The sequence below is a fragment of the Pandoraea pneumonica genome, from assembly GCF_902459645.1.
Classification (GTDB): domain Bacteria; phylum Pseudomonadota; class Gammaproteobacteria; order Burkholderiales; family Burkholderiaceae; genus Pandoraea; species Pandoraea pneumonica.
In genome coordinates this window covers 1,190,605-1,203,795 of the sequence record NZ_CABPSK010000002.1, presented here as the reverse complement: position 1 = coordinate 1,203,795, position 13,191 = coordinate 1,190,605, and the positions used below count along the sequence as shown (strand labels likewise).

Sequence of the window (13,191 nt, the reverse complement as noted above, 5' to 3'; positions counted from 1 at the left end):
GTTTCACCGCAATGGCAAGCCGTTAGCTTTGCAGCAACTTCAGCCGTTGCACCTTGCCCGACGGCCCACGCGGCAAGTCGGTGACAAAGCGAAACTCCTTCGGTGTTTTGTAGCGGCCGAGCGTCTTCAGACAGTGTTCGCGCAAAGCGTCGGCATCGGGCGGGATGAAGTGTGGCGAGTCGGTGCCGTCACTGCCGCTACCGCGCTCGCGCACCACGACGAACGCCACGATTTCCTGCCCGTAAGCCGCATCCGGCACACCGACTGCGGCGGCATCGAGCACGCCCGGGTGGCGTAGCAGCGCTTCGTCGATCTCGCGCGGCGCAATGTTTTCGCCGCCCTTGATGATCAATTCCTTTGCCCGCCCAGTGATGTAGAAGTACCCGTCGCCGTCGCAATAGCCCAGGTCACCGGTGCGTAACCAGCCGTCGGGCGTGAACGCAGCCGCTGTCTCGTCCGGGCGTTTGTAGTAGCCGCGCATGACTTGCGCGCCGAGCAATACCAACTCGCCCGTCTCACCGACTTCGGTTTGTGTGCCATCGCGTCTGACGACCTTCGCTTGTCCTCCTGACGGCAATCCGATGCTGCCCACGCGGCGTCGCCCTGCGTCGATCGGGTTGCTGAACACGGGCGCTGCCGTCTCCGTCATCCCCATCGTCTCGATGATGCCGATGCCAAAGCGCGCTTCGAACGCCCGATGATGATCGCCCGGCAACGCCGCCGACGCGCTGCGGCAAAAGCGGAGCGCGCTCAACGCTGACCGCTCGGGCACCTCGCCGTCGAGCAGATACGCGACGATGGTCGGCACGACGTTGATCCACGAGCACTGCGTTGCCGTGACATCGCGCCAGAAGGTGCTTGCAGAAAAGCGCGGGGCCATGACAACCGACCCGCCATGAAAGAGCGGCGTGAACAACGTCACCACCAGCCCGTTGATGTGATAGAGCGGCAGCGACGCGAGCACACGGTCGTCTGAAGTCAGGCAATGCTCCGCGCTGATGAAAGCCGCGTTGGCCAGCAGGTTTCGATGCGTGAGCAGCACGCCTTTGGGCACACCTGTCGTACCGGACGTGTACATCAGCAGTGCAACGTCGCTCATCGGGGGCTGCGGTGGCTGCGATGGTTGCGGCGCAGTCGCCTCTCCAAGGCGCGGGATGTTGGGGAGCGCCATCGCCTCCGGCGATGTGCAAGCCACACCGACTGGCCTTGTCATTCCCTGCACACGCGCAGCGTCGATGGCTTGCGATAGTGCTGGCAACATCGTGTCGGACACAAAGACCAGTCGCGTGTCCGAATGCTCCACGATGTATTGCAACTGCGCGGGCTGACACAGCAGATTGATCGGATTGACGATGAGTCCGCTGTACATGGCGGCAAGAATAATGCGCGCGGTCTGAGGGCCGTTGCCCATACAAACCGACACGATGTCGCCCGATTGCAATCCCGCTTCTGCGAACCGCTGCGCGAGCGCACGACAATCGTCACGCACGGAAGCAAACGTTAGCGTCGGCGTTTCGGTGCCGCGCATACCGGCAGATTCCGCTACGCCATCGCCGGTCGTCAGAAGAAATGGCTTGGCATCGAATACCTTCGCCTGCATTTCGATCAAATCTCGCACCGTACGCGGCGGCTCGAAAGCCAATTCGCGCGCCGTGACGTTGGCGGCCAACTGCTGGTTCATGGGCGCGTTCATCGTCCGAACCTCCCGAAGTAATCTCCCAGCAAGTCGTCGACTTCAGGGACGGTGGCCTCAATCGGGTACGCCACGCGCGTCACGTTCAGGTACTGGCGATAGTTCAGGTTGTCGGTGAAGTTGTTGCGCCCCCACGTGCCGCATCCCATCGACAGCGAGAACGGCAATCCATTGTCGAAATTCCCACCAGTGGCGAAGCAGTGCGCCTGATTGACGATCACGCGCGCGACCGGCAACGTCTCGCCCAATTGCACTGCCTGCGTTCGATCTGCGCCGTGTAAGCCGACGGAATGCCCCGCGCCCATATAGGCGTAGATGCGCTCGACCAGCGATATCGCATCGCTAAAGTCCTGTGCGCGATAGACGGTCAGCACCGGGGAGAGCTTTTCGCCCGAAAACGGATAATCCGTGCCCGCGCCCGACTCCTCCACCATCAAGAACGCCGGGTGCTGGGCCGCAACATCGTGGAGGCCAGCCAATTGCGCAATGACCTGCGCCGACTTCGCCGTGCAATTCCCCGAGAGCTTGCCCTCTACCCACATCACGTCCTGCAAGGCGCGCTTTTGGTTCGCATTGAGCACCGCACCGCCTGCGGCGCGAAGCGCGTCAATCATCGCGTCGTACACGCCGCCCTCAATCACGATGCTGTTCTCCGATGAGCAACTCGTCGCGTTATCGAACGTCTTCGAGCGGGCAATCTTGTTGGCAGCATCTTGCAGATCGGCGCTCGCCGTCACAATCGACGCCACATTCCCCGCCCCCACACCGAATGCGGGCGTGCCGCTGGTGTAAGCCATGCGCACGTTGGCTTGCGACCCGGTGGCGACAATCAGGTCGGCCTGTCGCATGAGCGCGGCGGTCGCCGCTTTCGTCACGGGATCGGGCAGCATTTGCACGAGGTCCGGCGAGAGGTTGGCTTTGGCAAGTTCTGCGTGAATGAACTTGAGCAACAGCGCGCAGGCCGAGTGGCCTTTCGGAGACGGGGCCACGATGACTGCATTGCCGCATTTGAGCGCGTTGACGATCTTGTTCGCGGGCGTTGCCGCCGGGTTCGTCGATGGCGTGATCGCCGCGACGACACCGACCGGGCGAGCAATTTCTACGATGCCTTTTTGCGTGTCCTCGGCGATCACGCCGTGCGTCTTGCGCCCGTGCAGATCGCGCAGCAGGCCCAGTGTCTTGCGGAAGTTCTTCTGGATCTTGTCCTCGACGTTGCCCAACCCGGTGTCGTGCACGGCAAGCTCTGCGAGTTGCCGGTTCCGTGTGGATTCCATGATCGCCCACGCTGCGGCGCACGCCGCGGTATCGAGCGCCTGCTGACCGCCGCGGACAAAATCGCGCTGTGCCGTTCTAGCACGGGCGACTAGCGCCGCCACCTGACGATCGACGTCTTGCGCTGTCGTCGCTGCTGCTGCGCCGGACGGATGGATATCGGCTCCGAAAGCCCGTGAATTCATGGGGTGTCTCCTGTTGCGCTGGGTGCCTGTCGTTGGTGTGTCTTGCTTGTCACCAATCTAGTCAGCGCGGTCGCGTCGCAGGTCTCAAATTCCCGGACAAACCGGACACAACGCGGGGGTGTACCGGTCGTCTCGATATTCGGGACCGAAGGAAGTCCGCAAAAATAATGAAACCGATGCAGAATCACCTTTAGCGACGCGTTGCCGCACGGACGGCTACGCGCAAAGGAGACGAACATGACGGCATCGAATCAATCGAACGCTGCGGCAGTGCGGGCGTTTCGGGTATTGGAGACGTTGGCTACGGCAGGCGGACCGCTGTCGATGATGGATCTGGTGAACGCGCTGGGGTTACCCAAGCAGACGGTGCATCGCATCCTGACGCAGCTCAAAGATGCGTGGCTCATCACCCGCAGCGCCGACGACCGGCGCTACGAGTGCTCGCCGCGCGTGCGGGCGCTGGCGATCAACGTGCTGATGCAAACCGGCCCGGCAGCGGCACGTCATGGGCTGTTACAACAGTTGGTCGTGCGCATCGGCGAGACGTGCAACCTCACGATGCTCTCGGGCAACGACGTGATTTATGTGGACCGCGTAGAGACGGAATGGCCGCTGCGCATGCATCTTCAACCGGGCTCGCACGTGCCGCTGCATTGCTCGGCGAGCGGAAAGCTGCTGATGAGCTTCTTGCCGAAAGAGCGACGCGAGCGCCTGATCGAGACGCTGCCTTTGCGGCGTTTCTCGGAGCGCACGTTCACAGACCGGAGCGAATTGCGCTCTGAACTTGCGCGCACCCGCCGCCGCAAGATGGGCATCAACAATCAGGAACATCTGCAAGGACTGATCGCGATTGCGGTGCCGGTGATGCTCAACCGCAATCGCGCCTGCGCGGCGATCGCCGTGCAGGCGCCGGTCGGACGCCTCACGCTCGACGACTTGCTCGCGTTCGAGCCCGAACTCAGGTTTGCTGCGGAAGAGACGGCGAAGACGTTTAGAGACTAGGAGATGGTTTTGCCTGAGATCTTCTCAACGCTCTTGAGCGCAGGAAATGCAAGAGGCCTGACAGAACAATCGCAATTACGCTGATTTCCACGGCGTACCAACTCATCGCGAGAATCGGCATCTCCCCGCGTGGAATCGATTCGGGCATGTATTTGTGCAGGGATGTGTTCGAAACAGTGTTCGAAATGAGGGCGACGGATAATGAGAAGGAAAACACCGTCAGTGACTTGCTCGCGCTCCAAAGACGGTTTCCTTTACGCGAGAACCCGACACCTGCAATGAAGAACATAGGGGCAAGCAGAAACAGATACCCCTGATATCCCAGCGGAGTCAGTTGCTCCCCAAAGAAATCGCGTGGCACGCTGATCATCACTGCCCAGAAATGGACCGCACACGAAAGCGACAGACAGATCACTGAAACCGTGTCACGCGAAGTCAGACTTACCTTGACCCCGGGTACATCACGCCGATTCGAGACCGCTTCGTTGTACAACAATGCGCTCACACATCCATATATGGGCAGATTCACGACAGCAATGATGAGGTAAAAGAGCCATGCCACCGCTAGCGTCCACACCACTACGGTCCATACGTAGAGCGGCATCGCCCAAGGCTTTCGACACAGCAATCCAACGCCCGCCAGTAACAACGCCGCGCGCGCCGTAGCGTCAACAACCAGCAGTCGCAATGCTCGCTTCGACATGCCATCTACGATATCCATCGCTTCGTGACCGTTGAGAAACCAGAAAACTACTATCTCAAGAAAGAACGTGACGGAAACCAAGATGGTGCCCAATGCGATGACGCTTGATATCGATGTATCAGTTGCTTGACCGTCGATAACATTTACATCCGGCATACTGTTCGTAGTCCATAGCATCTTTATGACAAATTACTTAGGCGTTAAAGCGCTGAAGCGTAGCACCTGCCTTCTCTAATTCCGCGACTTGTAAGATTTGCGTACCTAGATTTGGGCGATTTCTGCAACCCGCATCAACAGTTCACACTTGCCCGAGTCGAGCCGATTGTCATCCCCCACTTGCCCCAAAGCCCGCTCCCCGGCAAGATGGCGTCCAGTTTCCATCGCGCCTACTTGCATCGTGATCCGACGCCTCTCCCATTTGCCGTTGGCTATCGCCTTCACCGTCTTTCTTACGCTGCTTGGCGTGAGCCATCTGGTCGTGAGCGAGCTTGCCGCGCGCACTCAGGCGGCGGCGGATCTGCGCTTTAACGAGTTCGCGACGGACGCCAGCAATAAGGTGCAAGTGCAGTTGCTGCGATACACGGACATCCTGCTCGGTCTGCGTGGTCTCTGGTCGGTGACAGGCGCCCCGACGACGCGCCAGTTTCTCGCTTATCACGACGCCCTGCGCATTCACGATCGCTTCCCCGCGCTCGTCAACATCAATTTCAACGAGTTCATCGCTACTGCCGACACAGCGCGCTACGAGCGCCAGATTCGGCAAACCGAGCACCTGACCAACTTCACCATCTTCCCGAAGGCGACGACGTTGCCGCATCGTCTCGTCGTTCGGTTCGATTCGTCGCCACACACGGTTTATCTCGGCCGGGATATCTACATGAACTATCCCGAGTCGGTGACGCGACAGGTCGCGGAATCGGCCACTGCCGTCACGTCGGGACTTGCCATTCCCCAACTCGACGACAAGCCCGGTGCAGGGCTCGGCATTCGTCTGGCGATCTACCGCTCCGCCACCATCCCGCCACCGGGCGCCCGGATGCAGGCCTTTGCCGGTTCGGTGGGCATTTTTGTCGACTGCCCTACGCTGATCCATGAAGCGATTCCTGCCGCCGACCGGCAATATCTCGCGCTCACGTTCCGCTCACTGCCGCTGTCGGGCGAAGCCGAGCTCCCCACGCGGCGAACGCTCTATCGTCTCGGCGATAGCACCCTTGCCCCCGCCGCATCCGTGGCCAGAATAAAGCGCTCATTCTTCGTCGCCGACCGTGTCTTCGAACTGGATTTCACCGTCGCTAAGGATCGCTTCAAAGACCCCATCGGCGCCCACATTCAAGCCATCGGTTATTCCGTCGGCATCCTGCTAAGCGTTATCAGCGCAGCGGTCATCTACCTGCTGCTCGCTTCGCAGCGCCAATTGAGCACCACGGTCACGTCGCAATCGGCTTCACTCGCCAGCACGCGCGATCAGGTCGACCGGCTGCTGCGCGAACGCCTCCAAGCCGAGCAGGAACTCGCCCGGCAAGGCGAGCGAGAGCGCCAGCGCATCGGCCGTGAACTGCACGACGATCTGGGGCAGAAACTCACCGGTGCGTCGCTCATGCTCGAAACGCTCGCGCACTCTTCGCCAGCGGCTTCGGACGACGTCCATCGCCAGTCAATAGACAAGATCGCCAAAATCGTCGAAGGCAGCATCGCGACCATTCGCACGCTGTCGCGAGGGCTGACCCCATTCGACGGCTCGCCTCATGACCTCGGCGCAGCGCTGCGTGAGCTCTGCGACGAGATAGGACGACTACTCCCCGACGGCTGCCACCTCGACCTCTCCTACGACACCGAGCTGCTTTCGCAAGACGCCTCGTTGCACCTTTACCGCATCGTGCAGGAGTCGATCTCCAATGCTCTGCGCCATGGCCGGGCGCGCCGTATCGACGTGCAACTTCTGGATATCGACGGGCGCATTGCACTGACCGTGCGAGACGATGGCATCGGGCTGCCGGGCAATATCGACGTTTCCGATCTGCCAACGACTAGCGTAGGATTGCGCAGTATTCGCTCGCGAGCCCAATTGCTCGGCATGCGGGCAGACTTCCGCCGAGGGCCCGACGGCGGCGTCATTGTCGAAGTGAAGTAACCCCGGCCGTCGCGCCCTTGGCGCACGACCTCGATATGCAGCCAACCTGACATGTCCCACACCCTTGTCCTTATCGACGATCACCCCATCGTGCGCGATGGCCTCGTGACGCTGTTGCACGCGTCGCCCAACTACCGCGTGTTAGCGCAGGCGGGCGATGAGGCCGAGGGTTTGGCGGCGGTGCGTGCGCATCGTCCCGACGTGGCGCTGGTCGACCTGATGCTCGGCGACGCGCTCACGCTGCCGCTGATCGGCACGATTGCGCGAGAGTTTCCGCAAACCGCCGTCGTCTGTATCTCGATGCATTCCGACGCCGCCTATGCCGAACCCGCCGCGCTGGCCGGTGCCATGGGGTACGTCAACAAAGCCAACGCGGGACGCACGATTCTCGACGCGATTGCCTCGGTGCTGCGCGGCGTGCCGTACTTCCCGCCCGATGTCCAACAGCGACTGCTGCGCCGCGCGCGAGGCTTGGCACCGCAATCGACCTCGCCGCTGGGTATGTTGTCGACGCGTGAAATCGAAATTCTCGGCTTTATCGGTCAGGGGATGAAGAAGCAGCAAATCGCGGAACGAATCGGCCGCAGCGCGAATACCGTCGAGACCCACCGCACCAACATCAAACGCAAGCTCAACCTCGATACCAACGCCGAGTTGATTCGCTTCGCCGCGCTGAATCTGCCCCAATCTCCGGCCCAGTAAGGCCCGCCATGACGGTGCCGGTTGATCCGGCATCGCTCACGGGTTGAGTCGCGCACCGTCGCCTGAGCGATTGTCCGCGCGAGCGCCCCCTCCTACGATCTCCTCCAGCCCACACCCGTGCGCCCGCCGTCACGGGGCGGCCTGCGCATGTTCGTGCGCCGTCTGGTCGCCACACGATCCAGGGCCAATCATCCTTCGAACTACGACAATGAAAAAACAGACCATCGCCGCCCTGACCTGCTTGTTGACGACGCTGCCCGCCCTCGGTATTGCCGCCGAAACTCCGGACAACTCGCATGGCTTCTATCTGGGCGCTTCTGCCGGTTTGTCGAACATCACAGGCAGCGACAGCGATATCGCCATCCCGCCGCTGACCTACACGCAGAATCGCAATCGGTTTGGCTTCAAGGTGTACGCGGGTTATCAGTTCAACGACTACCTGGCGCTGGAGACCGGCTTCGTCGATCTCGGGGCCGATAAGGTCGAGTTCAGCAATGGTCGGCAGAACAAGCTGACCGCGCTTGGCGGCTTTGTCGATGCGATCGTCTCGTATCCGATCACCGATGCATTCAGTGTTTTCGGCAAGGTCGGTTACAGCGTCCTCGCCAATCGCTCGCAAGAAACCGGCGCGAGCATCGGCGGATTCAATTCAAAAGATTCGTACGACAACATGGGCGTCAAGGGACACGTCACTTTCGGTGCGGGCGTGAAGTACAAAGTGACGCCGCACCTGCACCTGCGCGCCGATTACGACCACTTCGCCGCAGGCTCGAACGGCGATAACGTCGGCATCAAAGCGGATATGTTCACACTCGGTGCCCAGTACCAGTTCTGATACCACGAAGAATGGAATACCGGAGAGATAACGATGAGTACCTTCGTAACGCTGCTCTTTCTCGTCTGCTTGGTCGGTCTGCCGGTATGGCACGTGCTGCGCAAACGGAATTTGAAAACGGACATGCTGGCCGCTGCGGGCTTGCAGGACGGTCAGGGATATACGTTTTTCTTCGGTGACAGCGGTATCGTGCTGAACCCGGCCACGAAATGCGTCACCGTCGCCGAGAAGTGGCGCATGAAGACGTATCCCTTCAGCGATATCCGCAGTTGGAAGGCCAGCAAGGTACACGCCGGGCCGACGCACGTCACGGCATTCGGTGGCGCGTCGGGTGCGGCGCAGAACGTGGGTAACGCGCTACGTGCGAAGGCACACGCCGATTCGCTGAGCCATTTCGTTTTGGTCGTGAAGGATATCGACGCGCCTGAATGGAAGATCCGAATGATCCGCGAGAAGGATCAGGCGCGTTGGATGGAGATTCTGCAACAAGAGATCAACGAGGCTTGAGTCCCGCCAGTGATCGCAAGCAAGCGATCGCGCGGGCATCTGCTTCGACATGCGCCACCGTCCACGTCACACAGGCCACATCCGACGCGAGTAGAATCCGCGTGTCGTAGCGCATGGCTCGCGATGATCGCGGCCGCTGGCGACGGCGAACCGACACGAAACGGATACGAACATGAAGATTGCAATCGCGCTGGCGCTAACCGTTGCCGCGACTTGGGCTCACGCGGAAAAGATTGGCGATGTGAGCACCGCGTTCCAGTGGCTTGGCCCGGATCACAAGATTGTCGTCGACGCCTACGACGACCCGAAAGTGCGCGGCATCACCTGCTACGTATCCCGCGCAAAGACGGGCGGCGTGAAGGGCATGGTCGGACTGGCTGAGGATAAGGCCGAAGCGTCGATCGCCTGCCGCCCGGTCGGCCCCATCTCGTTCACCGGCCCGCTGCCGAAGGAAGAAGAAGTCTTCTCGGAAAGCCTCTCGCCGCTATTCAAAAAGCTGCGAATCGTGCGCATGGTGGATAAAGCCCGCAACACGCTCGTCTACCTGACCTACTCCGACAAACTGATCGACGGCTCACCGCAAAACGCCGTGACCGCAGTGGAAGTCGACCGTGCGACGCTTATTCCGCTGAAATAGCCGACGTGCTACGAGATGCCGAAGTCGTCGTTGCTATCGGGAATCGCGCTCAGCAATTCCTCCAGCGCCGCCCAACGTAGCGTCTTAGCGGTCGCCTCAAGCACACGGTAAAGAGGCGGTGCCGAAGCGGTTTGCTTCGCGGCAGTGCGGGATTTCGCCATGTATTGTCGTGTGGCGCACGTGATGGGACAGGACTGCATTCGAAACTCCTTTAAGGCGATGGCGCCGCCCGCGTGGCGCTCGCGGACCAGTAGCCGTTCAACACATCGCGCAACTCGGTGGTGCCGAAGCGCCGCTCGCTCCCCGCTTCCACGTCGATGCGGCCAGCATTCTGCGCGTCGTAGGTGCCGATCACGAGCCGCGCCAGATTGGCGTTCAGCCCTGCGCGCGCGAGCACGGCGTTCCACTCGGTGCGCGGCAGCGCGACGGCGGTGATCTCTCTGCCGCTGAGTTCGCTCAACGCTTGCGCCACCTCGCCCGCGTGATACCGGCGCGGGCCTTCGATACTCACCACGCGAACGCCGTTTTCGTCATGCCCTTCGCGCAGAAGCTGCGCCGCGACGACGCCGACATCACTGGCCGACACCGTCGGAAATGGCCTGTCGATCGGATGATGAAAGCTCGGCAACCGCCCGGAAGCGAGTGCCGCGGGCATCACACGTACCCAGTTCTGCATGTGTTCCGCCGAGCGCAGAAGCGTCAGGCGCGGCACAACCTCGCGATACGCCGCTTCCAGTTCGCGGAACAACCTCGTGATCCCCGAGTCGCCCGGCAACTCCGCGCCGTAATCGGACAACGCCACGACATGGAGATGCGGATGCCCTCGCAACGCACGCGCAGTCGTGTTCACGGTGTGCCGCATCGCAGTTTCCGGGTCCGAGGCGTGGTGCGCGACCGGGCAAAGCAGTTGCACCGAGTGCGCACCGTCGAGCGCCTTTCGCACCGACGCCTCGTCGTCGAGATCTGCTCGCACCACCTCGCAGCCAAGACGCCTCAATGCGTCGTGTTGCGCCGGATCACGCACCGCGGCACGCACCGCCTGCCCAACGTTCCGCAGCGCCGCGACCGTCGCGCGGCCCACTTTTCCCGATGCACCAAAGATGACGTACATAGTCCATCGCCTCTCATTCATGGATCTTGAGTCTACGAAGCCTCACGACGAAAAACTCACACGGACGGATGTTCCCCATCACATTCGGATGACAACCTAAGCCCGCCCATCGCCCTGCCCGCATCACCACCAGCACGCGCGAGGAATTTGCAGCAAAATGCGGCATCACATCGAGAAGCACGGGGCAGGCAATGAAGGCATCTCACACAACGTTGATTCCGCACTCCGGGCAGCGCAAAAGCCTGCTTTCGAGCTCGTCGCTCGGGTGGTCGGGCTTCGGTGCCGAGTTGTTCCGCGTCGCCGCCGGTGAACATCGCATTCCGGCGTTCTCGCATCATCGGGTCGGGGTCCACGTGGGCAAGCCTGTCAACGCGGTCTGTCGATGCGAAGGAGCGCCGAAGGCACGCATTCAGTCCCACGGCGACGCCGACGTCGTTCCTGCGGGCATGGCGGGCGTTTGGTCCGACGACGCCGATTGCACCATCCTCAGCATCTGGTTTGCTGCCGACTTCGTTCGTAACACCTACGATCAACTCGGCCTGAAGTCGTCAGACGCGCTGATTCGCCCGCACTTCCAATGGCGCGACGCACGCTTTCAGCAAATGGCGTGGGCCTTGCAGGCAGAACTCGAAGCCGACGACGCCTCCGATCCCCTCTACGCCGAGAGCCTTTGCACTGCGATGATCGTACGGCTGGCCAGTACCGGCGGGGCAGCCAATGCAGAACCCCAGTCCGATCGCAAGCGCCGCACCCTGTCGGCACGCGCCGCCGCACGCGTCATCGACTACGTCGAAGCCCATCTCGACGAGCGCCTTTCGCTCACAGAACTCGCGGCCCTCGTCGATCTGAGCGTCCCCCATTTCAAAGTGCTGTTTCGCGAAACGATGGGCTTGCCCGTGCACCGGTACGTCGTGCAGCGCCGTCTGGAACGGGCGAAGGCCCTGCTGATCGAGGGCCGGTTGAGCGTGAGCCAAATCGCGCTCGACACCGGCTTCTCGCATCAGAGCCATATGGCCACGTGGATGAAGCGCGTGCTCGGCGCTACGCCGCGCGATATCGCAGCGAGCGCCGTCACCTCACACACGACGCCCTTGCGAGGCGCGATCCAGCCAGCCGACTAACAACAGCGCAACGGCAAACCCCAGCACGACCACACACACGCCGCTCCATCCGGCCCATGCCCAAGCGGCTCCCGAGAGCGCCGCACCGATCGCGCCGCCCACGAAGAAGATGCCGACGAAGAGCGCGTTCAACCGGCCGCGCGCCGCAGGGTTCAGCAGGTTGACCGCGCGGCGTCCGAGCGTCTGGTCGGTGATGACGCCCGCGTCGAGCGCTGCGGCCCCGGCGACGAGCATCGCCAATGCCAGCACGGGATGCGACACCGGCGAGAAACCGCCCCACCCCGCGCCCGCCGCGCCGAGCATCAGCACGGCGACAATCATCACAATGTGCGAAACAATCTGCGTCGCGTGGCCCGCGCCACGGTCGCCGAGATACCCGGCAAGCGGCGTCACAATGGCCCCCGAGGCGCCCGCTAGCGCGAACACGGCAATCCCCTGCATACCGAGCGAGAACGGCGGCTGCGCGAGTCGCAACGCAATGGCTGTCCAGAACGCGCTGAACGCGCCGAGTGCCAGCGCCGCCTGCAAAGAGCGACGTTGCAATACGGGCTCCGTGCGCAGCAGCGTCCACAGCGAGCGCAGCAAGGCCGGATAACTCGCGCCAGCATGCGGCGCGTGATTCGGCAACCGGAGATACAGCACCACCGCGAGCAAGGCGTCGGCGACCGCCTCGATGCCGAAGAACACCCGCCATCCAAACGTGCCCGTAATCAAACTCGCAAGCGGACGCGAGAGCAGAATCCCAAGCATCAACCCGCTCATCACGTTGCCAATCGCTTGGCCGCGCCGTTGCTCCGGTGCCATCGATGCCGCCATCGGGACGAGCATCTGAATCACGCTCGACGTAGCACCCGCGAGAAATACCGAGGCCAGAAACACCCATCCCGAATGCGAGAGCGCAGACACCGCCAAAAATGCCGCACAGCACGTCAGCGTCACCACGATGAGGCGGCGATTCTCAAGCAAATCGCATAACGGCACGAGCAGCAGCAAGCCCGCCGCATACCCCAGTTGCGGCAGCATCGCGATCAGGCCCGACAGCCCGACCGGCAAATTCAGCGCGTGGCTCACGGGGCCGGTCAGTGGCTGCGCAGCGGACAAATTCAAAATGATGATGCCGACGGCCGCCGCGAAGAAAAGCGTCATTTGTCGGCTAAGGCCTGCCCCCTCAGGCGCGGCCGAAGGCGGTGGCGACACAGTTGACGGTAGTGGCGAGGGCGTGGCGAAGTTGCGCGTACAAACGGTAGGTGGCTGCGTCATTTTTCCGGATCCATTGAGTCGGTCCGGCTGAT

13 protein-coding genes are annotated in these 13,191 nt (G+C 61.9%); 7 read left to right on the top strand and 6 right to left on the bottom strand.

Features of this window, described 5'->3' with window-relative positions; all coding sequences use genetic code 11:
• Positions 1-22: 22 nt before the first annotated feature.
• Positions 23-1,681 carry an AMP-binding protein gene (locus tag PPN31114_RS14560; RefSeq protein ID WP_150680436.1) on the bottom strand — a complete coding sequence of 553 codons (1,659 nt, stop codon included), beginning with the start codon at positions 1,679-1,681 and terminating at the stop codon, positions 23-25.
• A gap of 8 nt (positions 1,682-1,689) precedes the next feature.
• Positions 1,690-3,150, bottom strand: a complete 1,461-nt coding sequence (sauS, locus tag PPN31114_RS14555) for an acylating sulfoacetaldehyde dehydrogenase (protein WP_150680165.1) — start codon at positions 3,148-3,150, stop codon at positions 1,690-1,692.
• Between the two features lie 237 nt (positions 3,151-3,387).
• On the opposite strand from sauS, the gene PPN31114_RS14550 reads away from it, so the two are divergent.
• Positions 3,388-4,152 carry an IclR family transcriptional regulator gene (locus tag PPN31114_RS14550; protein WP_150680164.1) on the top strand — a complete coding sequence of 255 codons (765 nt, stop codon included), beginning with the start codon at positions 3,388-3,390 and terminating at the stop codon, positions 4,150-4,152.
• Here PPN31114_RS14550 and PPN31114_RS14545 read toward each other — a convergent pair.
• Positions 4,142-5,011, bottom strand: coding sequence for a hypothetical protein (locus PPN31114_RS14545; protein WP_150680163.1), 870 nt, complete (start codon positions 5,009-5,011; stop codon positions 4,142-4,144). The genes PPN31114_RS14550 and PPN31114_RS14545 overlap by 11 nt on opposite strands.
• Before the next feature lie 241 nt (positions 5,012-5,252).
• Between PPN31114_RS14545 and PPN31114_RS14540 the strand changes: the two genes are divergently transcribed.
• The 5 genes from PPN31114_RS14540 (at position 5,253) to PPN31114_RS14520 (ending at position 9,667) form a co-directional block, all read left to right on the top strand.
• Complete coding sequence (locus PPN31114_RS14540; RefSeq protein WP_150680162.1) at positions 5,253-6,986, top strand: sensor histidine kinase; 1,734 nt, start codon at positions 5,253-5,255, stop codon at positions 6,984-6,986.
• Between the two features lie 51 nt (positions 6,987-7,037).
• The gene (locus PPN31114_RS14535; protein WP_150680161.1) at positions 7,038-7,688 is read left to right on the top strand and encodes a response regulator; all 651 of its coding nucleotides are present in this window, start codon (positions 7,038-7,040) and stop codon (positions 7,686-7,688) included.
• Positions 7,689-7,896: 208 nt separating this feature from the next.
• Positions 7,897-8,523, top strand: a complete 627-nt coding sequence (locus PPN31114_RS14530) for an outer membrane beta-barrel protein (protein WP_150680160.1) — start codon at positions 7,897-7,899, stop codon at positions 8,521-8,523.
• Positions 8,524-8,556: 33 nt separating this feature from the next.
• Positions 8,557-9,030, top strand: coding sequence for a DUF4755 domain-containing protein (locus PPN31114_RS14525; protein ID WP_150680159.1), 474 nt, complete (start codon positions 8,557-8,559; stop codon positions 9,028-9,030).
• A 172-nt stretch (positions 9,031-9,202) separates the two neighbouring features.
• The gene (locus tag PPN31114_RS14520; RefSeq protein ID WP_150680158.1) at positions 9,203-9,667 is read left to right on the top strand and encodes a CreA family protein; all 465 of its coding nucleotides are present in this window, start codon (positions 9,203-9,205) and stop codon (positions 9,665-9,667) included.
• Positions 9,668-9,675: 8 nt separating this feature from the next.
• On the opposite strand, the gene PPN31114_RS26195 is transcribed toward PPN31114_RS14520, so the two are convergent.
• Positions 9,676-9,828, bottom strand: a complete 153-nt coding sequence (locus tag PPN31114_RS26195; protein WP_174988054.1) for a hypothetical protein — start codon at positions 9,826-9,828, stop codon at positions 9,676-9,678.
• Positions 9,829-9,878: 50 nt separating this feature from the next.
• On the bottom strand, positions 9,879-10,778 hold the full coding sequence (locus PPN31114_RS14515) for an NmrA family NAD(P)-binding protein (protein ID WP_150680157.1): 900 nt from the start codon (positions 10,776-10,778) through the stop codon (positions 9,879-9,881).
• Positions 10,779-10,969: 191 nt separating this feature from the next.
• Between PPN31114_RS14515 and PPN31114_RS14510 the strand changes: the two genes are divergently transcribed.
• Positions 10,970-11,899, top strand: a complete 930-nt coding sequence (locus PPN31114_RS14510) for a helix-turn-helix domain-containing protein (protein WP_150680156.1) — start codon at positions 10,970-10,972, stop codon at positions 11,897-11,899.
• Here PPN31114_RS14510 and PPN31114_RS14505 read toward each other — a convergent pair.
• Positions 11,855-13,159: an MFS transporter gene (locus tag PPN31114_RS14505; protein WP_150680155.1), complete on the bottom strand. Its 1,305-nt coding sequence runs from the start codon at positions 13,157-13,159 to the stop codon at positions 11,855-11,857. The genes PPN31114_RS14510 and PPN31114_RS14505 overlap by 45 nt on opposite strands.
• Between the last annotated feature and the right edge of the window lie 32 nt (positions 13,160-13,191).

What these genes read in the sequence shown, in the direction of transcription:
- PPN31114_RS14545 (WP_150680163.1), bottom strand. Translation starts at nt 5,011, where the DNA reads ATGCCGGATGTAAATGTTATCGACGGTCAAGCAACTGATACATCGATA.
- sauS (WP_150680165.1), bottom strand. Translation starts at nt 3,150, where the DNA reads ATGAATTCACGGGCTTTCGGAGCCGATATCCATCCGTCCGGCGCAGCA.
- PPN31114_RS14550 (WP_150680164.1), top strand. Translation starts at nt 3,388, where the DNA reads ATGACGGCATCGAATCAATCGAACGCTGCGGCAGTGCGGGCGTTTCGG.
- PPN31114_RS14530 (WP_150680160.1), top strand. Translation starts at nt 7,897, where the DNA reads ATGAAAAAACAGACCATCGCCGCCCTGACCTGCTTGTTGACGACGCTG.
- PPN31114_RS14515 (WP_150680157.1), bottom strand. Translation starts at nt 10,778, where the DNA reads ATGTACGTCATCTTTGGTGCATCGGGAAAAGTGGGCCGCGCGACGGTC.
- PPN31114_RS14525 (WP_150680159.1), top strand. Translation starts at nt 8,557, where the DNA reads ATGAGTACCTTCGTAACGCTGCTCTTTCTCGTCTGCTTGGTCGGTCTG.
- PPN31114_RS14510 (WP_150680156.1), top strand. Translation starts at nt 10,970, where the DNA reads ATGAAGGCATCTCACACAACGTTGATTCCGCACTCCGGGCAGCGCAAA.
- PPN31114_RS14505 (WP_150680155.1), bottom strand. Translation starts at nt 13,159, where the DNA reads ATGACGCAGCCACCTACCGTTTGTACGCGCAACTTCGCCACGCCCTCG.
- PPN31114_RS14535 (WP_150680161.1), top strand. Translation starts at nt 7,038, where the DNA reads ATGTCCCACACCCTTGTCCTTATCGACGATCACCCCATCGTGCGCGAT.
- PPN31114_RS14560 (WP_150680436.1), bottom strand. Translation starts at nt 1,681, where the DNA reads ATGAACCAGCAGTTGGCCGCCAACGTCACGGCGCGCGAATTGGCTTTC.
- PPN31114_RS14520 (WP_150680158.1), top strand. Translation starts at nt 9,203, where the DNA reads ATGAAGATTGCAATCGCGCTGGCGCTAACCGTTGCCGCGACTTGGGCT.
- PPN31114_RS26195 (WP_174988054.1), bottom strand. Translation starts at nt 9,828, where the DNA reads ATGGCGAAATCCCGCACTGCCGCGAAGCAAACCGCTTCGGCACCGCCT.